This window comes from Flavobacterium kingsejongi (assembly GCF_003076475.1).
GTDB lineage: Bacteria > Bacteroidota > Bacteroidia > Flavobacteriales > Flavobacteriaceae > Flavobacterium > Flavobacterium kingsejongi.
Genome location: NZ_CP020919.1, coordinates 169,302 through 192,785, shown reverse-complemented (window position 1 = coordinate 192,785; position 23,484 = coordinate 169,302). Strand labels below are relative to the sequence as shown.

21 protein-coding genes and 1 pseudogene are annotated in these 23,484 nt (G+C 32.2%); 17 read left to right on the top strand and 5 right to left on the bottom strand.

Annotated elements, in window-relative coordinates; genetic code table 11:
- Nucleotides 1–30 precede the first annotated feature (30 nt).
- From FK004_RS00845 to FK004_RS00825, 5 genes are read left to right on the top strand one after another with little or no spacing between them, the layout of a single operon-like run.
- Entirely contained in the window at nucleotides 31–357 is a 327-nt protein-coding gene (locus FK004_RS00845; protein ID WP_227871649.1) for a helix-turn-helix domain-containing protein, read from the top strand.
- Entirely contained in the window at nucleotides 354–3,338 is a 2,985-nt protein-coding gene (locus FK004_RS00840; protein ID WP_108735537.1) for an Eco57I restriction-modification methylase domain-containing protein, read from the top strand. The genes FK004_RS00845 and FK004_RS00840 overlap by 4 nt, the downstream gene beginning before the upstream one ends.
- On the top strand, nucleotides 3,325–4,941 hold the full coding sequence (locus FK004_RS00835; protein ID WP_108735536.1) for an Eco57I restriction-modification methylase domain-containing protein: 1,617 nt from the start codon (nucleotides 3,325–3,327) through the stop codon (nucleotides 4,939–4,941). The genes FK004_RS00840 and FK004_RS00835 overlap by 14 nt, the downstream gene beginning before the upstream one ends.
- A 14-nt stretch (nucleotides 4,942–4,955) precedes the next feature.
- Nucleotides 4,956–7,097, top strand: coding sequence for an AAA family ATPase (locus FK004_RS00830; protein ID WP_317046981.1), 2,142 nt, complete (start codon nucleotides 4,956–4,958; stop codon nucleotides 7,095–7,097).
- On the top strand, nucleotides 7,079–7,402 hold the full coding sequence (locus FK004_RS00825; RefSeq protein WP_108735534.1) for an AAA family ATPase: 324 nt from the start codon (nucleotides 7,079–7,081) through the stop codon (nucleotides 7,400–7,402). The genes FK004_RS00830 and FK004_RS00825 overlap by 19 nt, the downstream gene beginning before the upstream one ends.
- A gap of 139 nt (nucleotides 7,403–7,541) precedes the next feature.
- Here the strand turns inward: FK004_RS00825 and istB (FK004_RS00820) are convergent, their stop codons facing one another.
- From istB (FK004_RS00820) to FK004_RS00800, 5 genes are all read right to left on the bottom strand, one after another.
- Nucleotides 7,542–8,279, bottom strand: coding sequence for an IS21-like element helper ATPase IstB (istB, locus tag FK004_RS00820; protein ID WP_056251131.1), 738 nt, complete (start codon nucleotides 8,277–8,279; stop codon nucleotides 7,542–7,544).
- Between the two features lie 16 nt (nucleotides 8,280–8,295).
- Nucleotides 8,296–9,843 (bottom strand): IS21 family transposase, encoded by a 1,548-nt coding sequence (gene istA, locus FK004_RS00815; RefSeq protein WP_108735486.1) that lies wholly within the window; start codon nucleotides 9,841–9,843, stop codon nucleotides 8,296–8,298.
- A 553-nt stretch (nucleotides 9,844–10,396) separates the two neighbouring features.
- Entirely contained in the window at nucleotides 10,397–11,134 is a 738-nt protein-coding gene (istB, locus tag FK004_RS00810; protein WP_056251131.1) for an IS21-like element helper ATPase IstB, read from the bottom strand.
- 16 nt (nucleotides 11,135–11,150) lie between these two features.
- Complete coding sequence (gene istA / locus FK004_RS00805; protein ID WP_108735486.1) at nucleotides 11,151–12,698, bottom strand: IS21 family transposase; 1,548 nt, start codon at nucleotides 12,696–12,698, stop codon at nucleotides 11,151–11,153.
- Nucleotides 12,699–12,838: 140 nt separating this feature from the next.
- Nucleotides 12,839–13,273, bottom strand: a complete 435-nt coding sequence (locus FK004_RS00800) for a hypothetical protein (RefSeq protein ID WP_108735533.1) — start codon at nucleotides 13,271–13,273, stop codon at nucleotides 12,839–12,841.
- Nucleotides 13,274–13,437: 164 nt separating this feature from the next.
- Here FK004_RS00800 and FK004_RS00795 point away from each other — a divergent pair, with 164 nt between their 5' ends.
- From FK004_RS00795 to FK004_RS00740, 12 genes and pseudogenes are all read left to right on the top strand, one after another.
- Nucleotides 13,438–14,088 (top strand): DUF1349 domain-containing protein, encoded by a 651-nt coding sequence (locus FK004_RS00795; protein WP_227871648.1) that lies wholly within the window; start codon nucleotides 13,438–13,440, stop codon nucleotides 14,086–14,088.
- Between the two features lie 294 nt (nucleotides 14,089–14,382).
- On the top strand, nucleotides 14,383–15,189 hold the full coding sequence (locus FK004_RS00790; protein WP_108735532.1) for a helix-turn-helix domain-containing protein: 807 nt from the start codon (nucleotides 14,383–14,385) through the stop codon (nucleotides 15,187–15,189).
- Nucleotides 15,190–15,264: 75 nt separating this feature from the next.
- Nucleotides 15,265–15,765: a nuclear transport factor 2 family protein gene (locus FK004_RS00785; protein WP_108735531.1), complete on the top strand. Its 501-nt coding sequence runs from the start codon at nucleotides 15,265–15,267 to the stop codon at nucleotides 15,763–15,765.
- Nucleotides 15,758–16,849 (top strand): serine hydrolase domain-containing protein, encoded by a 1,092-nt coding sequence (locus tag FK004_RS00780; protein WP_157955993.1) that lies wholly within the window; start codon nucleotides 15,758–15,760, stop codon nucleotides 16,847–16,849. The genes FK004_RS00785 and FK004_RS00780 overlap by 8 nt, the downstream gene beginning before the upstream one ends.
- Nucleotides 16,850–16,873: 24 nt before the next feature.
- Nucleotides 16,874–17,488: a serine hydrolase gene (locus FK004_RS00775; protein ID WP_108735529.1), complete on the top strand. Its 615-nt coding sequence runs from the start codon at nucleotides 16,874–16,876 to the stop codon at nucleotides 17,486–17,488.
- Nucleotides 17,489–17,493: 5 nt separating this feature from the next.
- Complete coding sequence (locus FK004_RS00770; protein ID WP_420358882.1) at nucleotides 17,494–18,342, top strand: penicillin-binding transpeptidase domain-containing protein; 849 nt, start codon at nucleotides 17,494–17,496, stop codon at nucleotides 18,340–18,342.
- A 134-nt stretch (nucleotides 18,343–18,476) separates the two neighbouring features.
- Complete coding sequence (locus tag FK004_RS00765; RefSeq protein WP_108735527.1) at nucleotides 18,477–18,770, top strand: DUF3781 domain-containing protein; 294 nt, start codon at nucleotides 18,477–18,479, stop codon at nucleotides 18,768–18,770.
- A 12-nt stretch (nucleotides 18,771–18,782) separates the two neighbouring features.
- A complete protein-coding gene (locus FK004_RS00760) occupies nucleotides 18,783–19,883 on the top strand; it encodes a serine hydrolase domain-containing protein (protein WP_108735526.1) in 1,101 nt (366 codons plus the stop codon).
- Nucleotides 19,884–19,955: 72 nt separating this feature from the next.
- Nucleotides 19,956–20,498: a hypothetical protein gene (locus FK004_RS00755; RefSeq protein ID WP_108735525.1), complete on the top strand. Its 543-nt coding sequence runs from the start codon at nucleotides 19,956–19,958 to the stop codon at nucleotides 20,496–20,498.
- 420 nt (nucleotides 20,499–20,918) lie between these two features.
- Nucleotides 20,919–21,914: pseudogene (gene thrS, locus FK004_RS00750) on the top strand (threonine--tRNA ligase); the annotation flags it as partial.
- Nucleotides 21,915–22,124 carry a hypothetical protein gene (locus tag FK004_RS00745; protein ID WP_108735523.1) on the top strand — a complete coding sequence of 70 codons (210 nt, stop codon included), beginning with the start codon at nucleotides 21,915–21,917 and terminating at the stop codon, nucleotides 22,122–22,124.
- Between the two features lie 519 nt (nucleotides 22,125–22,643).
- Complete coding sequence (locus tag FK004_RS00740; protein ID WP_108735522.1) at nucleotides 22,644–23,471, top strand: RteC domain-containing protein; 828 nt, start codon at nucleotides 22,644–22,646, stop codon at nucleotides 23,469–23,471.
- The last annotated feature ends 13 nt before the right edge of the window (nucleotides 23,472–23,484 follow it).

Below are 23,484 nucleotides of genomic sequence, written 5' to 3'. Positions count from 1 at the left end.
CTATAAATTTTTGTATAAATTTGACACATTATGTCAACAGAAGTTATGTCAACAGAAACTATAGGGGAAAAATTAAGGCACATCCGAGAAAAAAAGGAGTTGCCTCTGCGGAAAGTTGCCGCTTTACTCGATATTGACGTTGCTATTTTAAGTAAGATGGAACGTGGGGAACGTAAAATCACAAAGGAAATAGTACTGAAACTTGCTGATATATATCGCTGTAACTCAGACGAACTTTTGGTTTCATTCTTGAGCGACAAAATTCTATATGAAATTAAAGATGAAGATTTAGGTATGAAAGCACTGAAAGTGGCAGAGGAAAGAGCAAAATATATAAAACAGAATAAGAAGAAATGACAATAAAACAACTCATAGAAAAATATTCTTCTGACCGAAAACATTACTTAACTAACAAGTATAACGAAACACTGCTTCGAAGTGATTTCTTAGATCCATTTTTTGAATTGATTGGTTGGGATATAAAAAATAACGCAGGAAAAACTACCAACGAAAGAGAAGTGATTTTAGAAGAAGCATTGAAAGCAAACGCTTCCGAACACTCAAAAAAACCTGATTATTCATTTCGTTTGTTTTCGGAAAGAAAATTCTTTTTGGAAGCTAAAAAACCTTGTGTAGCAATTGAAGCAAACAACGACACGGCAAAGCAAGTAAGACGATATGGCTTTACAGCTAAATTAAAAATCTCCGTCTTATCAAACTTCGAATATCTAATTATTTACGATACTTCGGTAAAAGTTGATGAGGCCGACAATTACAATAAGGCATTAATCAAAAAATATCATTACACGGAATACGAAAGCAAGTTTGAGGAAATTAAAAAACTGTTGGGTAAGGATGCAGTTTATTCAGGTGCGTTTGATAACGAGTGGCAAACTATTGAAAACAAGTTAAATCAATATTCCATTGATACCCTTTTTCTGCAACAATTCAATGAGTGGAGAAAGTTGTTAGGTAGTGAAATATACAATCACAATCCGAAAATAAAAGAGCAAGATTTAAACGATATTGTTCAAAGTTACTTGAATAGGATTTTGTTTTTGCGTGTTTGCGAAGACCGAAATTTGGAAGATTATCAAACGCTGTTAAAGTTCGCAAATTCAAGTGATTTTAATGCACTCATCAAGAAATTTGAACAGGCAGACAAACGTTATAATTCAGGGTTATTTGACCAGTTACTGAAAGATAAAATTGTAGAAAATATCAGTTCCGCATTTTGGATAATCATAAAACAACTCTATTATCCTGAAAGCCCTTATTCTTTCAGTGTGTTTTCATCTGATATTTTAGGCAGTATTTATGAAATTTTTCTGTCCGAAAAATTGACTGTTCAAAACGCAACAGTTGAATTGGTAAAGAAGCCTGAAAATATTGATAGAGATATTGTAACAACGCCAACATTTATTATCTATGATATTTTGCGAAATACGGTTTTGCAAAAATGTAAGGACAAAACCGACAAGCAAATTTTGAAACTGAAATTTGCAGACATCGCTTGTGGTTCTGGTGCGTTTCTATTGGAACTTTTTCAGTTATTAAATGATATTTTAATTGACTACTATTTAAAAGCTGACAAAACAAAACTTATTCAAACCAACATTAACACTTACAAACTTCCTTTCAAAATTAAAAGGGAACTTTTGCTGAATTGTGTTTATGGAGTTGATAAAGATTATAATGCAGTTGAAGCCGCAAAATTCGGACTATTACTAAAACTTTTAGAAGACGAAAACACATCTTCAACAAATACAAGCAAACCAGTTTTACCTGATTTATCCAACAATATTTTCTTTGGCAATAGTTTGTTGAACCCAACACAAGTTGAAAAGAAGAACCAAACTGAAATCAATCCTTTTGATTTTTCAAAACTTCGTTTTGATGTAATTATTGGTAATCCTCCTTATATGAAATCGGAGGATATGAAAAATATCACACCGCTTGAGTTACCGCTTTATAAAGCAAATTACGCTTCGGCTTACAAGCAGTTTGATAAATACTTTTTGTTCCTTGAACAAGGTATAAACTTGTTAAATGACGATGGAGTTTTAGGCTACATTGTTCCAAGTAAGTTTACCAAAGTTGGTGCAGGTAAGAAATTAAGAGAAGAACTTGCAACAAAGGGTCATTTACATTCGATTGTTTCATTTGGTGCAAATCAGATTTTTGCAGACAAAACAACTTATACTTGTTTACTGATTTTAAACAAAACACCTCAAAAAACTTTTCAATACGCAGAAATCAAAAGCCTGAAAAGTTGGAAAGTTCGTGAACCCGAAGCCGTAAAATATGCATCTAAAAAAACGAAAGAATTAGACAATGAAGTTTGGGTTTTAGTTCCGCCAGAGTTAACCAATGCTTACAACAAAATTGTTGCTAAAAGTTCTACGCTTATTGATTTAGTTGGTAGCGAGAATATCTTTAATGGTATTCAAACAAGCGCAAATGACATTTACATCTTTATTCCAACGAAAAAAGATGCGAAACATTATCATTTTTCCAAAAAAGGAATTGATTACAAGATTGAACAGGCAATTACGAGGCCTTATTTTCAAACATCATCAGGGGAAGACAATCTGAACACTTACAGAACTTTCAAGCCTAATGCAAGAGTTATTTATCCTTATCAAAACACAAAAAAAGGTGTTGAAATAATTTCGCTTACTGATATTCAGAAGAAATATCCGCTTACTTTTAATTATTTACAAAAGCACAAAGCAATTCTCAGCAATCCGAAAAGAGATATAAAACCTGAACCTGCTACAAAAGACGAATGGCATAGGTTTGGTAGACAACAAGGGTTAAATATTTCAGACAAAAAAGAAAAGATAATACTTGGAGTTTTATCAAGTGGCGACAAATATGCGATTGACAATTATGGAACGCTTTTCACATCGGGTGGAACGGCTGGTTATTGTGCTATCACTATGCCCGACAAATTCGATTATTCTACTTACTACATTCAGGCAATACTGAACTCAAAATATGTTGAATGGTTTGTAATCTTAACAGGTGAAATTTTTAGAGGAAGTTATTTTGCAAGAGGAACAAAAGTCCTCAACAACTTACCTATTCGTAAAATTGATTTTGCCAACGCAAAAGAAAAAGCACTTCACGACAAAATTGTTGAAACACAAAAAGAACTTATCAGCATACAAGACCAAATAGACTTGAATGCAGGAAACAAAAGAAACTTGACACCATTGCAAGGACAATTTGAAAGAGAAAAAGCAAACTTAGAAAAGCTGTTAGCCAAATTATACGATTTAGGCGATGACGATTTATTAATCCCTTTAATCAAAGAATTGTATGAAGCTAATTGAGAACGCAACAGCCGAGAAATTAAGAGGCGGATTTTATACGCCTGAGCCTATTGCAGAATTTGTTTTGCGTTGGGGAATTAATGGTAGCAATGACTTTGATATACTTGAACCAAGTTGTGGCGATGGTGTGTTTTTGGAACAACTGAAAAACTTAAAATCAAAATACAATTCAATTACAGCCATTGAATTTGATGAAATAGAAGCTAAAAAAGCGGATAAAATTGAACTTGAAAACAAGCAAGTAATCAATGACGATTTTCATACTTATTGTAATAATACAGAAAAGCGGTTTGATTTAGTTGTAGGCAATCCGCCTTACATTCGCTTTCAGTTTTTCGACAGAAATCAGCAAGCAGAAGCGGGAGATATTTTTATAAAAGCAGGTTTAAAATATTCAAAACTCACAAACGCTTGGGTTTCTTTTGTAGTTGGCTCTTCTTTACTATTAAAAGATAAAGGCGGAAAAATCGGTTTTGTTTTGCCAGCAGAAATTTTGCAGGTTTCCTTTGCTTTGCAATTGCGAAAATTCATTGCACAGTTTTACAATAAAATCAACATCATATCATTTGAAAAATTAGTATTTCCGGATATTCAGCAAGAAGTAGTTTTATTACTTTGCGAAAAAAATGGAACTAAGGAACATAACATTGAACACATCGAATTAAAAGATGCCAGCGAGCTAAAAAAACTTGACACCGCAAGACTAAAAAGCCCACAAAAGAAAATTGATTTCAAATCGAACAAATGGACTTTCTACTTTCTAGAACAAGAAGAAATTGATTTTCTAGAAAATATTGCAAAGAAAAGAAATATACCAACGCTTGGAAAATATGCAAAAGTTGAAGTTGGTATAACAACTGGAGCAAACGATTTTTTCACAGTTCCACTTACAACAGTTGAAGAATATAAACTTGAAGATTACGCTAAACCAATGGTCGGCAGAAGTGTGCAGGTAAATAGTGTAATTTTTACTAAAGAAGATTGGGAAAAGAATAAATTCTCAAAAGCAAAAGCCCATTTATTGGCATTTCCTGATAGAGTAAACTTAAATCAAAACAATGGGGCTGCAAAATATATTGCCCACGGTGAAAGTTTAAACATTCATAAAGGTTACAAAACAGGAATAAGAAATGATTGGTTTGTAGTACCATCTTTAAAAATTTCCGATGCTTTGTTTATCAGACGGAATAATCTTTATCCAAGATTAATCATAAATCAGGCAGAAGCATATACGACTGACACAATGCACCGTGTTTTTGTAAAACCTAACACGGATATTCAAGCATTAACAGCAAGTTATTACAATTCGCTTTCATTGGCATTTGCAGAAGTTTCAGGAAGAAGTCACGGTGGCGGTGTATTGGAATTAATGCCAAACGAAGCAGAAAAAATATTGCTTCCATATCACAAAGCTAATGCAGAATTATTATCAAAAATTGATGAATTAATTCGAGACAAAACCGACATTGAAGAAGTGCTAAAAATCACAAACGAAGTAATCTTAAAACAACATTACGGCTTGACAGATAAGGAAATAAAGTTAGCTCATAGCATTTGGAGGAAGTTGTCTAAACGCAGGTTAAATCGAGGAAAAAATTTATAAATGACAAACATTAGATTAAATATATTACCTATTCCAGAAGAATAAAAACTAATCAAATACTATTACAAGCTATTAAGAAGATAAAAAAAATAGAAGTTGAAAATTTCCGATTACTGAAAACTTTCTCAATGGATCTTGAAAAAGAACTTTCTCTTGTTATTGGAAAAAATAATACAGGTAAGACTTCTATTCTTTCAGTTCTTGATAAATTTATAAATGAAAAAAGCAAATTTTCTTATGATGACTTGAATATTGATTTTAAAAATGAATTAGAAAATTTAATAAAATCAGCTAATGTTCCAGATGAATTTCCATCAAAAGGCATTAAACTGAAAATTTATATTGAATACAACGATACTGATGATTTGTCTAACATCAGCAGGGTGTTGATGGATTTAGACCCTGACAATAACAATATTGTTTTAGGTTTTGAATATACTGTAAGCTATGATGATTTTTTAAGAATAAAAGCTGACTTTGCAGTCTTCGCAAGCAGTGAAAATGCAAAAAATGTTAAGAAGAAAGAATACAAGCCAAGGGAACTAAAAGATTTTCTAAAGCAAAACTTAGAAGCATATTTTAAAATTCGTAAATTTTCTTTTGAATATGATACAGCTATAAACAAGATTACCGAAACTAAACCAATTGACCTTGTTAGCGAAAACATTAATTTAAAAGATATCATTAGCTTCAAGTACATAAGTGCAAGAAGAGATGTGACAAATAAGGAAAAGGAAAACACACTCTCAAAACAAACTTCTAGCCTTTATAAAAAGAAAGAAGATAGTAGTGATAAAACCCAGGCTACTGAGGATTTCAAAGACCAACTTGCTGAAACAGATAGTACATTGAGCGACATCTACAAAGACTTATTTAAGGATGTAATAAAAAAAGTCCAGAATTTTGGTGGCGTTAAGTTGAATGATACTGATATAGCAATTATTTCAACATTACAACACCGAGAATTGCTTGAAGGCAACACTACAGTAGTGTACACTCACGATGACCATAAGTTACCGGAGCACTACAACGGTTTAGGCTATATGAACTTAATAAGTATGATCTTTGAAATTGAAATTTTGGTGCAGGATTTCAAAAAAGATAAAGACAAGAAACCATCGGATATTAACTTACTTATTATAGAAGAACCGGAAGCTCATACCCATCCCCAAATGCAGTACGTATTTATAAAGAATATAAAAAAGCTGCTTCGGGAAGGTGTCAAAAGAGATGATGGTATAAACAGACCATTACAGTACATAATTACAACGCATTCATCACACATCGTCGCAGATAGCGATTTCGATGATATTAAATATTTGAAAGCAACAACAAAGAATAACGTAACTGCAAAAAATCTAAATGATTTGAGAAAGCAGTATGACGCAGACCCAAGTCAGTACCAATTTCTAAAACAATATTTAACCATAAGCAGGGCTGAAATTTTCTTTGCCGATAAAGCAGTGTTAATTGAAGGAGACACTGAAAGAATATTGATACCTACCTTTATGCGTAAGGTTGATTTAGAAGAACTAGCACGCTTAAAAGCAGAAAATAAAGAAGATAATTTTCTTCCGTTATTATCACAAAACATATCTATTATTGAGGTTGGGGCATATTCCCAAATTTTCGAAAAATTCATTGAATTTCTTGGGATAAAATCTTTAATATTAACAGATATTGATGCTCTTAAAGTCGTAAAGCAAGATGATAATGGACAAGATATTTGGGGAGCTTGCCCTGTCGATGAAGGAACAAAAACCAGCAATTCAGCGATTAACCATTTTTTAAAAGCTGTTACTTGGGATGCACTGAAAACATTATCGGCAGCAAGCAGAACAATCAATCTTGGTAGCTCTAAGGTTTGTATTTGCTATCAACAGGAAGAAAGTGCTTATCACGCAAGAAGTTTCGAAGATGCTTTTATTCACATCAACCGAACTTTTGTAAACGGTAAAAAAGATGAATTTCACGGATTACAAAATAGGAAGTTATTTGATATTGCTACAAATAATGCTTTTGTGTTAGCTGATAAATGCATCAAAAAGAAAACTCATTTCGCTTTGGATATTTTATATAATAGCGATGAAGAATTTACCAATTGGTATATTCCTGCATATATTAAAAATGGTTTGTTATGGCTGAAGGAAGATTAGATTTAGAACTTGAAGTACAAGAAATATTTCAATCAATTGATGAAGGCAGAAATTTTCTTCTTAGTGGCGGAGCTGGAAGTGGCAAAACCTATTCTTTAGTAAGTGTAATTCGTCAGGCAATTTTAGAAAATCCAACTGCCAAAGTTGCTTGTATGACCTATACGAATGCGGCTGTTAAGGAAATTGAAGAAAGAGTAAATCATAAAAATTTAAATGTATCTACAATCCACGATTTTCTTTGGGATAATATAAAGCATTTTCAAAAAGAACTTAAAGAAGCTATTTGCAAATTCCGGTTATATTGATCACCCCATTCCGTTTTAAAGTGAGCACCTGATTCCAGTTCAAAATGACCACCTAATTCCGGTGCAAAGTGAGCACCTCCGTTTTGATTAAAAACTATATTTTTTCATCTGTTAATTAGTATTCAAATATAATAAAATATCACTCTTTGTTTATTCCTCTTTTCTTTCTCATGGATTCTCCATGTAATTCAAGCCTATGAGATTGGTGTATAAGTCTGTCTAATATTGCATCGGCTATCGTTTTTTCTCCAATTATATCATACCAGCCTTGAACTGGTATTTGTGATGTCACGATTATAGAGCCGTTATTATGCCTGTCCTCTATGATCTCTAAAAGAGTAATTCGGTTATGGCTGTCAAGTGCCTGGAGTCCAAAATCATCAAGTATTATAACATCCTGTCTTTGTATTTTGGTAAGTTCCCGTAGATAAGTACCATCTGCTTTAGCCATTTTTAGTCTAGCGAACAATTTTGAGGTATTAAAATAACTTACCTTAAAACCCTGTATACAGGCTTGATAACCTAATGCAGTACCTAAATAACTTTTACCGACACCGGTGCTTCCAGTGATTAAAATGTTTTCGTTTTTCTCTATAAATTCGCATTCTGCCAGACGCAGTACCATGTTTCGGTCCAGGTTACGTGATACATCAAAATTGATACTTTCAATATTTGATTTGTAATGGAATTTGGCATTAGTGATACTTCGTTCAATACGACGATTGTACCTTTCATCCCATTCTGCATCAATAATCATCGATACAAACTGGTCAAGGGTATAATGATCTGTTTTCCCGCTTTCAATGGCTGTTTTAAAAGCATTAAACATGCCATAAAGCTTCATTTGTTTCATTTTGGTTACTGTGGATTCATTCATTTTTTCAAGATTTAATTTAGTTATAATAGTGTTTTCCTCTTATGTTACTGTGATCGGGAAGTTCCTGCTCAGGTTCTTGATCAAAATCAATATGATCCAAGTTGTTTTCTAAAATGTTTTGTATGGTCTTAAAATTGTAAATTTTAAAATCAAGTGCCCGCCTGCAGGCATTTATTAATCGCTGTCTGCCTACCTTTTTTTCAAAATTCAGTATTCCTAAACAGCTTTTATAAGCCTGTTCTGGATGATTTCTGCTTTCGATTATCTGCATTATATATTCTCCTACTGACTCATCAATATTATTAGCCCATTCAATGAAGCGGGCAGCACTCCATTGGGCTACAAATTGATGTGTACTGGCTAAATGCTCAGGAGTTGTTGTATAGACATAAGGTTTGTAGTTTCTTGGATGTACAGCTATTCGATTGTATTTATAATAAATCTCTACTGTTGATTTGGTATATAACAGCTTGGCTTTCTTCTTTACATATTGATACGGAACGCTGTAATAGTTTTTGTCCTGGCTTAATTGAACATGACCGTTTTGCATTACTGTTGCAAAAGACTGGTATTTAATTTCAAAACGATCTTGTGGGAGTGGACGCAGTTTTTCTTTCTCGTCTTCTAAAAATAATTCAAAGCGGGAATAAGGGCGTCCTGTCAGTTTTCTGTTATTGTGAGAGTCAAGTAAATCCCAGATCTGCTGGTTTAATTCTTCCAGAGAAAAGAACTTAGTTTCTTTTATGGTTACATAAATCCTTCGATATAATATCTTAACAGCTCCTTCAACTAGTGACTTGTCTCTGGGCCTGTAAGCTCTGGCAGGTAAAATTGTGGTTTCGTAATGTTCTGCTAAATCAGCCAGGGTTTCATTGATTGTCGGTTCAAAACGACTGCTTTTTATTACGGCAGATTTTAAATTATCTGGAACAATGGCGGCAGGAGTGCCTTCAAAAAAGCGCATGGCATTTTCTACCGAGTCAACAAAGTTTTCCTTTTGCTGGCTCATGGAAGCTTCAGCATACGTGTATTGGCTAGCGCCCAATATTGCTACAAAAAATTGTACTTCTTTGACTTCTCCAGTATCTATATCAATAATTGAGAGTGTCTTTCCGGCATAATCAACATACATTTTATCACCAGCCTTATGGTTCATATGCATGACCGGATTAACTCGTTTGCCCCATATATTGTAATGATAATGAAATTGTGAAGTTCGATAACCATCAGGATTTACAGCAATATATTGTTCCCACATATGCTGTACGGTAACGCCAACTTTTTTTAGTTCACGTTCCATTTTAGGAAAAAAATCATAAAGTGTCTGTAATCTCGGGCTAATGGCCTCTACACTAGTCTGGGAGAATAAAAGTTCCAGCTCTGCATCGGTTTTTTGGTCGATTAATTCAAAGCTTAATTCGAGAACTTCAAATAAAGAAATATATTTCTTTACCGTATTTCTTGAAAGGGATAAGTAGCTACTTATAAATAACTTACTCTTTCCATTACAATAGAATTTAATTACTTTTCTAATTTTACTCATGTCTGTTATTTTGTTTGCCATAATCCGTAAATTTTTAACGAATGTATGGTTCTAACAACATGAAAAAATCAATAGTTTTTAATACTTAATTCACCACAAAACTTGGTGGTCAATTTGCTCCGGAATTAGGTGGTCAGTTTGCTCCGGAACGGGTGGTCAATTTACTCCGGAATTAGGTGGTCAAATTGACCGGTTTTTCCAGCTATTATCTCATTGGCTAATGATGAAGAGGTTAGCAGAGTTTCTATTGACGACACAAACCCTATTCCTAATAATTATTATGATGATTTGGAAGATGGTATACAATATAAGGAATATGTCAGGTTAAGGGATGGCATTATATCTCACGATGAATTGCTTTTAGTTGCAAACTATCTTTTTGACAAATACCCAAAGCTTAGTAGCATTGTAAAGTGCAAATTCCGGTTATATTGATCACCCCATTCCGTTTTAAAGTGAGCACCTGATTCCAGTTCAAAATGACCACCTAATTCCGGTGCAAAGTGAGCACCTCCGTTTTGATTAAAAACTATATTTTTTCATCTGTTAATTAGTATTCAAATATAATAAAATATCACTCTTTGTTTATTCCTCTTTTCTTTCTCATGGATTCTCCATGTAATTCAAGCCTATGAGATTGGTGTATAAGTCTGTCTAATATTGCATCGGCTATCGTTTTTTCTCCAATTATATCATACCAGCCTTGAACTGGTATTTGTGATGTCACGATTATAGAGCCGTTATTATGCCTGTCCTCTATGATCTCTAAAAGAGTAATTCGGTTATGGCTGTCAAGTGCCTGGAGTCCAAAATCATCAAGTATTATAACATCCTGTCTTTGTATTTTGGTAAGTTCCCGTAGATAAGTACCATCTGCTTTAGCCATTTTTAGTCTAGCGAACAATTTTGAGGTATTAAAATAACTTACCTTAAAACCCTGTATACAGGCTTGATAACCTAATGCAGTACCTAAATAACTTTTACCGACACCGGTGCTTCCAGTGATTAAAATGTTTTCGTTTTTCTCTATAAATTCGCATTCTGCCAGACGCAGTACCATGTTTCGGTCCAGGTTACGTGATACATCAAAATTGATACTTTCAATATTTGATTTGTAATGGAATTTGGCATTAGTGATACTTCGTTCAATACGACGATTGTACCTTTCATCCCATTCTGCATCAATAATCATCGATACAAACTGGTCAAGGGTATAATGATCTGTTTTCCCGCTTTCAATGGCTGTTTTAAAAGCATTAAACATGCCATAAAGCTTCATTTGTTTCATTTTGGTTACTGTGGATTCATTCATTTTTTCAAGATTTAATTTAGTTATAATAGTGTTTTCCTCTTATGTTACTGTGATCGGGAAGTTCCTGCTCAGGTTCTTGATCAAAATCAATATGATCCAAGTTGTTTTCTAAAATGTTTTGTATGGTCTTAAAATTGTAAATTTTAAAATCAAGTGCCCGCCTGCAGGCATTTATTAATCGCTGTCTGCCTACCTTTTTTTCAAAATTCAGTATTCCTAAACAGCTTTTATAAGCCTGTTCTGGATGATTTCTGCTTTCGATTATCTGCATTATATATTCTCCTACTGACTCATCAATATTATTAGCCCATTCAATGAAGCGGGCAGCACTCCATTGGGCTACAAATTGATGTGTACTGGCTAAATGCTCAGGAGTTGTTGTATAGACATAAGGTTTGTAGTTTCTTGGATGTACAGCTATTCGATTGTATTTATAATAAATCTCTACTGTTGATTTGGTATATAACAGCTTGGCTTTCTTCTTTACATATTGATACGGAACGCTGTAATAGTTTTTGTCCTGGCTTAATTGAACATGACCGTTTTGCATTACTGTTGCAAAAGACTGGTATTTAATTTCAAAACGATCTTGTGGGAGTGGACGCAGTTTTTCTTTCTCGTCTTCTAAAAATAATTCAAAGCGGGAATAAGGGCGTCCTGTCAGTTTTCTGTTATTGTGAGAGTCAAGTAAATCCCAGATCTGCTGGTTTAATTCTTCCAGAGAAAAGAACTTAGTTTCTTTTATGGTTACATAAATCCTTCGATATAATATCTTAACAGCTCCTTCAACTAGTGACTTGTCTCTGGGCCTGTAAGCTCTGGCAGGTAAAATTGTGGTTTCGTAATGTTCTGCTAAATCAGCCAGGGTTTCATTGATTGTCGGTTCAAAACGACTGCTTTTTATTACGGCAGATTTTAAATTATCTGGAACAATGGCGGCAGGAGTGCCTTCAAAAAAGCGCATGGCATTTTCTACCGAGTCAACAAAGTTTTCCTTTTGCTGGCTCATGGAAGCTTCAGCATACGTGTATTGGCTAGCGCCCAATATTGCTACAAAAAATTGTACTTCTTTGACTTCTCCAGTATCTATATCAATAATTGAGAGTGTCTTTCCGGCATAATCAACATACATTTTATCACCAGCCTTATGGTTCATATGCATGACCGGATTAACTCGTTTGCCCCATATATTGTAATGATAATGAAATTGTGAAGTTCGATAACCATCAGGATTTACAGCAATATATTGTTCCCACATATGCTGTACGGTAACGCCAACTTTTTTTAGTTCACGTTCCATTTTAGGAAAAAAATCATAAAGTGTCTGTAATCTCGGGCTAATGGCCTCTACACTAGTCTGGGAGAATAAAAGTTCCAGCTCTGCATCGGTTTTTTGGTCGATTAATTCAAAGCTTAATTCGAGAACTTCAAATAAAGAAATATATTTCTTTACCGTATTTCTTGAAAGGGATAAGTAGCTACTTATAAATAACTTACTCTTTCCATTACAATAGAATTTAATTACTTTTCTAATTTTACTCATGTCTGTTATTTTGTTTGCCATAATCCGTAAATTTTTAACGAATGTATGGTTCTAACAACATGAAAAAATCAATAGTTTTTAATACTTAATTCACCACAAAACTTGGTGGTCAATTTGCTCCGGAATTAGGTGGTCAGTTTGCTCCGGAACGGGTGGTCAATTTACTCCGGAATTAGGTGGTCAAATTGACCGGTTTTTCCATTTTTAGTATTTAAAGTTCTAATTTTGCATTTTGTGGTATAATTCAATCTTTGATCGGGAGTTATTGTTTTCAGGAAATTAAAAAACTCCAATTCTAAAAGATTCCTCTGAAAAAGATCTTCGGGATGGATAAGCTGATAAATATCTTCTTCCCAAATCGAATCAATGGTAATTAATTCTGAAGAATTCATTTCAAAAAAACTCCCAAAATTACCCGTGAAAATATAACTTTTATTCTCGGCCAAATCAGATAATACGGCTACCGACTGCTCTATTTTTACATAAGCTTGCATCATAGTAATCACTTCTTCTAATACTTCACTTCGTTTTTCTTGACTATCCAGGGGTTCAAAAGAAAATTGATCTTCTAAATTTGTAATGGGGTTTATTTCCATAAATTAATTTTTACTCGGAATAATTTATTAATCCAGCATTGTTTGGCAAAAGTAAATAATTAATTAAAGCATCATTCTATTAAAAATGGTTATATATAACTATTGTAATACGACTTTCAAATTTGCTTCTTTGTATTTTTAACAATACAATAAAATAGAGAATCGTGAAAAAAATATTTTTAATCTTAGTATGTACCTTTACAATTATTATGGAAGGAAACGCCCAAAAATTAAGTTCGATGCACTGGCTAAATGAACCCGCTGAATGGGAAATTAAAGACAATAAATTGACAATGGAAGTTACGCCGCAATCGGATTATTGGACCAAAAGTCATTATGAATTTACTGTTCACGATGGTCCTTTTTTGTATACAGAAAGAAGTGGCGAGTTTGAAACGGTGGTAAAAATGAGTGGAGTTTACAAAACACGATTCGATCAAGTATGTTTGATGCTGCGAATTGATGAAAATAATTACATCAAAACGGGTGTAGAATACGTGGATGGTGTTTATAATATTAGTACCGTTCATACCATCGATAAAAGTTCTTGGAGCGTGATGGCTTTAAAAGAAAAGCCCAAAAATGTTTGGATGAAAGCCGTACGAAGATTGGATGCTGTAGAAATTTTTTATTCCCTAGATGGAAAAAACTTCACCATGACCAACACCGTTTATTTTCCAGAATTCAAAACAGTGCAAGTAGGAATGATGGCCGCAAGTCCCGATGGAAATGGTTTTAAAGCTATTTTTGAAGAATTTAAAATAATCCATCTTCCAGACAAAAGACGTTTAGAATGGCTACAGAAGAATCAATAATTGACAAAATTATTTCCTTATGTTGTCTGGGGTTTTTTATAAAAATCCTTGTTTTCTATGATTAAAATTATAGAAATTATATCATGACTTTTTATAGTGGTAAAAGCGATAAAATTTTCCTCTTCCAATAAGAATTAAAAATATTATTAATTAGGCTAACTATGTAAAATTTTAAATGAGTACTATAAATAATTTATTATCAAAAAGTAAAAATATTTACTATTAATATTCATAATATCTTAATGTCCGCTAGTATATTAAAGAAATAAATTTCCTTAATTAAAAGAATCAAAAATGTTTAGCTATCAAGAATATTACACAGAGAATAAATTTTCCTTATTTATAAAAAAAATCTGGGTTTTGGATAATTTGTTCAATACCAATATAATTGCAGGTAAATCGGTACTCCCAAATGGTTGTTTTAATATTGCTGTTATCGAAGGAAATGGTCTTAAAATAAAACATGTTGGTTGGGACAAACATTTAAGCACTGGAGTCTATTTCTGTGGCCAGATGACTCAAGCGATTGAAGTTGATATATTGCCAAATTCAAAAGCAACTATGATTCAGATTTATCCTTGGGTGCCTTCTTATTTTATCTTAGATGATATGAGTAACTTTAGAGATGCAATTATCTTAATTGATAGCTTCAAATTTAACTCAGAACTAATAGGAAAGTTACCAGGTCAGAGCCATCGAGTTATATATAAAACTATAGTTTTTGTATTTGCACCATTATTTAAAACGGGATCAGTTCCGGATTTGATTTATAAAGCCACGAGCTTAATAATGAGTAATAACGGAATACTTGCAGTTTCTCAATTAGCAACGGAATTAAGTTGCTCAACTAGGCATCTCCAAAAAGTATTTAAGAAGCATATTGGATTATCTCCTAAACAATTCTCGCTTATAATTAAACTCCGCAATATAATTGATGATATTGCTTATCCTAAAAAAGAAATTTTATCAATAACAGATCATGCTCTTGATAATGAGTTCTACGATCAGGCTCATTTTATACATGCTTTTAAATCATTCGCTAAAATTTCTCCAAAAAAATTCAATATTACAGATTACTTTTTAACCTTAAAAAATAGTTAGTGGTTCGCTTTTTTACAATTTAATAATAGTGCTTTAATTTTAATTTTAATTTTTTAAATCCAAAACAAAAACTATATGAATCACAAATTAATTATCGCCAGTTTTATACTAATAATGCTCCATCCTTTAGCAAATATGGCACAGAAAACACCTGCATCTGAATCTGTAGAACTTTACAATGAAATCTTAACAGCTGATCAAAAACTTTTCACTGCTTTTAATAATTGTGATACCGCAACCTATCGAAAATTTATTAAAGACGATATTGAGTTTTACCATGATCTTGGTGGTCTAAATATTGGCGCGGACTACGAAATGAAATCTATTGAAGAAATGTGCGCAAGAGGGAATCACATCAGAAGAGAATTGGTTAAAAGTTCTCTGGAAGTACATCCAATAAAAGGATATGGTGCTATTGAGATAGGAATACATAATTTTTATCATACCAATAAAGGCCAGAAAGAAGAAAAATTTAGTGGTACATATAAATTTGTACAGATCTGGGAACACAAAGACGGACTTTGGAAACTTGCGAGGGTCATAAGTTATGGACATAATGAAGTACATAATGATTAAGGTTTTATTTCTGTCAGTGCTTCTATTATCAATGTTTACGGCAAACGTAGATGCGCAATATGTAACTCTCAATGGACATGATGTGTCAGTATCTTCTCTTGATAGATTTATTTTAAACGAGATTGATTCAAAGGAAATACCCGCGATTTCAATTGCAATCATAAATGATGGAAAAATTGTTTATCAGAAAAACGCCGGTGTTAAAGATTTTATTACCAATAAATCAGTTGATGAAAATTCAATCTTTGAAGCTGCATCCTTATCGAAAACAGTATTTGCATATTTTGTAATGAAACTTGTAGATCGTGGAATTCTGGATTTAGATAAGCCCTTGTATAAATACATGATTTATAAAGATATCGAAAATGATAATCGTTATAAAAATATTACAGCACGAATGGTTTTGGATCATACTTCGGGGCTTCCAAACTGGCGCACATCAGATTTCGCAGACCCTAAAAGAAATTTTAAAGAAGGTGATTTGTACTTAAAGTTTAATCCAGGTTCGGCATATTCTTATTCTGGTGAAGGTTATTATTTTTTATCAAAAGTGATTGCTAAACTTACAAAAACCGATCTTACGACACTAGACAATCTCTTTCAAAAAGAAGTTGCTTTGCCGTTGAATTTACAGCACTCTTGGTTTAGTATAAATAATTTTATTGTAGATCATAAAGTCACAGGCTATATGAATAAAAAGGCAGTAATTCGTTGGCCAGGCTCACTCCCTGATTTAAATTCTAAGACATTTGGAGCGGCTGGTGGCTTACATACAGATGCGGGTAGTTATGCAAAATTTTTAATTGCCTTGATGAATGGTAAAGGTTTGTCTAAAAAGAGTGTGAATGAAATGTTCAAATTTCAGGTTCGCCTTGATCAAAATAAAGATTACGACGGAGATATTGGTTGGGGCTTGGGAATTGGGATCAGGCCAGGAGTAAACGGGTTTGATTATAATCATAGAGGAAATAATGGGAATTTTCAATCCTATTATCTTATTAATGAAAAAGATAGGAGTGGATATGTCTTTTTCGTTAGTTGTGATAAAGGTGCTGAGTTTAATGAACGCCTTAAAAAATTATAATAGTTTAAAAAATAATTTAAAAAAATGAGTCAAAGGATTGTCATACTATTTTATTTCCTCTTAGACCAATTTTTAAAATATACAGTTTCAGATAGTGATAATAATGGATGTGATATTCTTCTAAATTTAATTGGAGGAACGGAAACCGTTCAAAAATTTATAAATAAACAAGGAATAAATGATTTTACAATAAAAGTAAACGAGCAGGAAATGAAAACTTGGGAAGATCTTTATAAAAATGCAACAACGCCATTAGCTACGACCGAATTACTTGAGAAATTTTATAAAGGAAAGGTACTTAAGAAGAAAACAACTGCCTATTTATATCAAAAGATGGAGGAGACAACACGAGGGACAAATTGGATGAAAGCAGGTCTTCCTGCAGGAACAGAACTCGCACACCGAACAGGGTTTTCAGCAACAGATAAAAATAATTTGAGAGTTGCGATGAATGATGTGGGAATTGTAAAACTTCCTAATGGAAAACATTTCATCATTTCTATTTATATAAAAAACACAACTGAACCAAGAGAAGATTTTGAAAAAATTATGGCGGAAATAACCAAATTGACTTGGGATTATTATATGAAAAAAACAGATAGTGGTACCACCAAAGGCAAACACCACAGAAAAGTTTAAACGAAGTGAAAAGCATAAAATTACTTTTAGGTCTTTTAATAATTACACTGTGTTTTTCTTGTTCTACAAAAATGAAAACAATAAAGAGTTCCTTTGGTAAGGTTACCATACATCCAGAATTTAAAAAATATTTTGATGATTGCCAAGTTGATGGTAGCATCGCAATTTATGACGAAAAGAAAAAACATTGGCTGGTTTCTGATACCGTAAGTTCAGGCGCTGAAACTTTACCTGCTTCCACTTTTAAAATAATAAATTTACTTATTGCACTAGAGACAAAAACTATAAAAGATGAAAATGAAATCGTAAAGTGGGTGGGAATTACGGATACAATAAAATATGGTTACAGACGTGAAATCTATCAAGATATGTCCGTGAAAAAAGCTTTTGAAGTTTCAGCTGGTTGGGTTTTTGTTGAGCTGGCAAAAAAAATAGGTAAAGAAAATTATAGAAAATATTTAACGCTGTGTGAGTACGGAAACGGTAATCTAAATCAAAAAGATGCGGACTTTTGGAATTTTGGGTATTTTGGAATTTCGCCAATCAATCAGGTGCAGTTTTTGAGAAAACTTTACGAAGGAAAATTACCTTTTTCCAAACATAATATGGACGTCGTAAAAAAAGTGATGATCATCGATCAGAAAGATGATGTGGTAATCAGAGGGAAAACAGGTTGGACACGGGAAAATGAAATAAATACAGGTTGGTGGGTTGGCTATTTGGAGAATAAAAATGGTGTTTTTTTATTTGCTACAAGACTACTTCAAGATAGAAAATTGAAAAGAGATGATTTTGGAAGGTGCAGAAGGGAAATAACAAATAATATATTGACAGACTTGAAAATAATCCATTAAAAAGTAGAAATTTTTAATTCTGATTCAACAAAGAAAACTAATGGAACTTTCTTTTGTAATGTTTCTCTCGTCCCATTTGTCTTAAAAGGAGATTACCTTATTCTAATAATAATAATAACAAAAGAAATGAAAGCATGAACAATTATAAAATAGAAATTTTAGATAAAATTTGTTACACCGAACTTGTTTTCGCAAGGATTAATAAGAAACTTTCATTACAACTTTCAAAAGAGAAAATTATTGAAATGATTGATGCAATTATTCTAGAAACTAATGAAGAACAATTTCAAAAAGAAGGAAAGAATATTTACATCACAAATAAGGAAAAAAATATAAGGCTTACGATAAATTCTTACACGAACAGAATTATCACAGCCGATCAACTGAATAAGTTGAAAGAAAAAACAACCAACAAACCAACTAAATAACTTAAGTTAAATATGAAAAAAGCATTTTTAGCAATCATTTTTTTATTTACAATTACATTTTCGTTTGGACAAAAACAAGAGAAGCAATTGCAAATCAGCAAATCAATCAAAATTGATGATGGTAAAGAATTATTGAATCAAATGACCGATTCGATTTTGGCGAATCATTATCAAAATATTCATAGTGTTTTAATCAGTTCTAATGACAAATTGGTTTATGAACATTATTTTGGCGGCTACAATCGCGATTCTTTACACGACTCTCGCTCTTCCTTTAAATCGATCACCAGTTTATTGGTTGGGATTGCAGTTGATAAAGGTTTTATCAAAAATATAGACCAAAAAGTATATGAGTTCTTTCCAGAATATCCTTTTTTGAAAAAAGATAATTTTAAAAAAATGTTAACCATTAGGAATCTATTGGAAATGAAATCCGGTTTTGATTGCGAAGAATTTAACGATACCAAAGACTGCGAAGAGGAAATGAGTGCGAGTGAAGATTGGGTAAAATATGCATTAAATATTCCTATGAATAATAAGCCTGGAGAAATATGGTCTTACACCTCCATAGATCCGATGATTTTAAGTGGCATTATAAGAAAAGCAACAATGATGTCTGTTACTGATTTTGCTGATAACTATTTATTTAAACCTCTCGGTATTTCAAAGTACAGATGGACTTTAGATTCCAAAGGAAATGCAATGACAGCAGGATCATTTTATATTTTACCTAGTGACATGCTCAAAATTGGTCAACTGGTAAAGAATCGTGGAATCTGGAATAAAAAAAGTATAATTTCAAAAAAATGGATAGCGCAGTCTACCCTATGTGATATTGTAATTACTGATTTTTCATTTATGAAATCGAGTAGAAGTACAATTGCATTTCCCCAACCAACATATTATGGGTTTTATTGGTATCGAGAGCAAATAGAAACAAACGATTTTAAGGATGATATACTTTTCGCTTCTGGAAATGGAGGACAGTTCATTATTATTATCGAAAGTTTAAACTTAACAGTTGTTTTCACTCAGGGAAATTATGGGTCTTTTAAGAGTAAGCAGGCTTTTGAGATTTTAGCAAAATATATTTTACCTAGTTTTAAAAAATAGCGTTTAAACAGATTAAAAAAAAAAACATAAAATAAAAGGTCACACAAATCAGTAACAAAAAAATCCAACAAAATGAGCAAAAAAACACTTTTTCAATTAGCAATTTTAGCATTACTTTTTACTTCTTGTATGAAACAAAGTAATAAAAATACACATTCTGAAGTATCCGAATCCTTTTTACCAATGCAAATTGGAAATTATTGGAAAAATAATGCCCAAAATTATACTGAAATTCAGGATACCGTTAAAATAAATGGAGAAACCTATTACAAATTTTATTCTTTAATTGGCGGTGATGCGGTATCAACTACCTATTTGAGGATTGATAAAGACAATCAACTTTGGGAATCGTATCCATCTGATCCAAAATCGAAATATTTGAAAGCGCGTTTCAACGGAAAGATAAACGATACTTTTTTTACGCTAAATGATAAGAGCGAGAATGATAACAAAGTAACCATCACTGAAAAAACAGAGAAGAAAATGACTTTTTCCTATGATATGATTTATCATCCAAATTTAAAAGGACAACCTAATCCTGTAAGTTATATTAAAGGACAAGGTTTTGAAGGCGATTGGAACGGTTTGAAAATAAATGGAGTCATTATAAAATAATAAGAGTATTTATATTCGTACTAAACAAAAATAAGCCACACAGATTTAGGCAGATTTGTTAGAGTTAATCTGCACAAATTTGCAAAATCTGCGTGCTTTTACAATTATAGTAGAAGTAATATATACTATTAAAAATCAAGTAAATTTTACATTTATTAGACCTAAAAATAGCTAAAAGAATTTGTAGCCATTATTTGATTATACTGTTGTTGGTTTTATTTATGCTTTTAAATGTTAGAGTAGTTTTAGAAAATTTTCCGCTTAATTATATTTTCCTTAACAATAACAAAAAAACTAAGCAATAGTTTTAAAGTCTTAAAAATCAATATTTATATAATAAAAATGATACTTTAAGTAATAAGTTGTCGTGACTTATTCTATAATTTGAATGTTGAAAAATAGAGGATTAAGCATTTTTAATATAACAGTCAAGCATTTCAGCCTATAAAAACACCAGCTGAGAACGAGGAGTTTTTTCTGAAACCAATGAATTGCCCACATCATTGCAAAATATATACTACCAAACAAAGAAGCTACAAGGAAATGCCTATAAAATATGCAGAGTTTGGTACGGTATATCGCTATGAAAAAAGTGGTGAATTGCACGGATTGACTCGGGTTCGTGGTTTTACCCAAGATGATGCACATATTTACTGTAGACCAGATCAACTCAAAGAAGAGTTTTTGAAGGTTACTGATTTGGTGAATTTAGTTTATGGAAAATTGGGATTTACTGATTTTCAAACCCAAATTTCTTTACGAGACAGTACTGATAAAGAAAAATATTTAGGCATAGACGAAATGTGGAGTCTAGGGGAGAATGCTATTATTGAAGCTACCCAAGAGCGAGGAATGAAAACCACCACCAAGGCAGGCGAAGCAGCATTTTATGGTCCAAAATTAGATTTTATGATACGAGATGCTGTAGGAAGAAAATGGCAAATTGGCACAATACAGGTGGATTATATGATGCCCGAAAATTTTGATTTGACTTATACGGGAATAGACAATGTGCAGCACAGACCCGTAATGATTGATAGTGCATTGTTTGGCTCTACGGAACGCTTTATTGCTCTTTTAATTGAACATACTGGTGGAAATTTCCCCGTTTGGCTCGCACCAACCAAAATAATTTTGTTGCCTATTGCATCAAAATACATATCGTACTGTAAAAAAATTGCTACTCAAATTAACGAGGAATTCGACTTACAAATTGAAGTCGATGAACGGGAGGAAAAAATTGGTCGAAAAATAAGAGATGCCGAAACCCAGAAAATTCCCTTTATGCTTATCGCGGGCGAAAAAGAAAGCCAAGAAAAAAAAGTTTCGATTCGAGTACATGGAGAAGGTGACAAAGGAGTCATTTTGGTTTCAGAATTTATAGAGAACTTTAGAAAACAAATTAAAATAATCTAAATGATTTTAGTGTTTAAAACAAATATAGACACTATTCATAAGATAGATATTGTTGAACCTATGTTGAACAGCATTTTCCATAAAACTAACTGGAATTTTGATTTAGAAGACTGCGATAATATTCTAAGAATTGATACTAAGAAAAATAGTACTCATTTAATTATCGAAAAGATAACAGCAATAGGTTTTTACTGCGAAGAACTTTTATAATTATTTTAAAATAAAAAAATTAACTTTCTAAAACTTAAATTTTTTTATAATGATTGGATTGTCTCACTTCTAGAATAAAAATAATTAAATGGCAATATAACCAGATATGAATAAAAGAACAGACGAGGTAACTAAAATATTTTTTAAATGAACTTGACATGAATATAGAAGATATTGCTTATGGTAAAACAGACACTTATTTTGAAATATAAGATTTAGCTAAAATTTCACATATTCATCCGACACGTTTGATAACTCGATCAAACAAACTACAGGAAAAGCTCTTTGTAAAATTTCTAATGAGAAAACTATTACAATTGCGAAAAAGCTTTTGGGAAATCTAGGCTTTACCATTTCTGAAGTATTTTTATAAGCTTGGTAAAGGAAATTAAATTTGTATGATATGCAAAGGTAATCCAGCAAAATTTTAACGTTAAATAATTATGAGTTAGTAAGAAAGCTGATGTTGATATTAAAGCAAACATCTAGTTTAATTGATTAGAATTTAAAATTAACTGAATGGACAAATTTTACAATGAAATTCTATATAATTTGGAAGTGGAGATTAAGAAATTGGAGATTGAAACCGATTGCCCAATACAAAGGATTGAAACCGTTATACCCATTATTATACAATATCTTTCCGAAGTAAAAGTATATGTGTTAAAAAATGGATTTAAGAATATTGAGGAGGAGATCCACTTTTTTAAAAAACTGAAGCCCACTATTGTTTCAAAATTAATTTATTATAATGCCATTTATAAAATAGAAACAAAGAAGCCCAATGATAAAAAGGCTATTAGGAAGTACCTTAAACAAGAATTAAAAAAACTAAAAAGATATTTTGACAACAATCTTGAATTTTATAAATACTATCGAACAAAAAATTCATTTATTGACGAAAAGCTGTTTGTTCGTGGAAAACACGATATAAAATTAAGTTTGGATACCATTTATTTTGAAACGGACCATAGATTCTCCACTTCCCACGATTATAAAATAGCAAAAATTATTGCTAATGACCTGATACAAATCTATGTCGAAGACCAATTAAACAATAATGAGAATAATAAGAATAATGAAAAAAACAACTGTTCACCTTTAATTTGGACAGGAAATAAAACAGCATTAACCGAATTAATTTACGCACTATATTCACAAGGTGTATTTGGTAATGCAAGCATCAAAGTAATAACCAAAACGTTTGAACATGCTTTTAATGTTGATTTGGGTGACTTTTATCACACATTTATGGAACTTAAATCCCGAAAAATAAACCGTACAAAATTCCTTGAAAGTTTACGGGACGCATTGATTAAAAAAATGGATGAACAGGAAGAAATGTAAGCAGAATTATTTA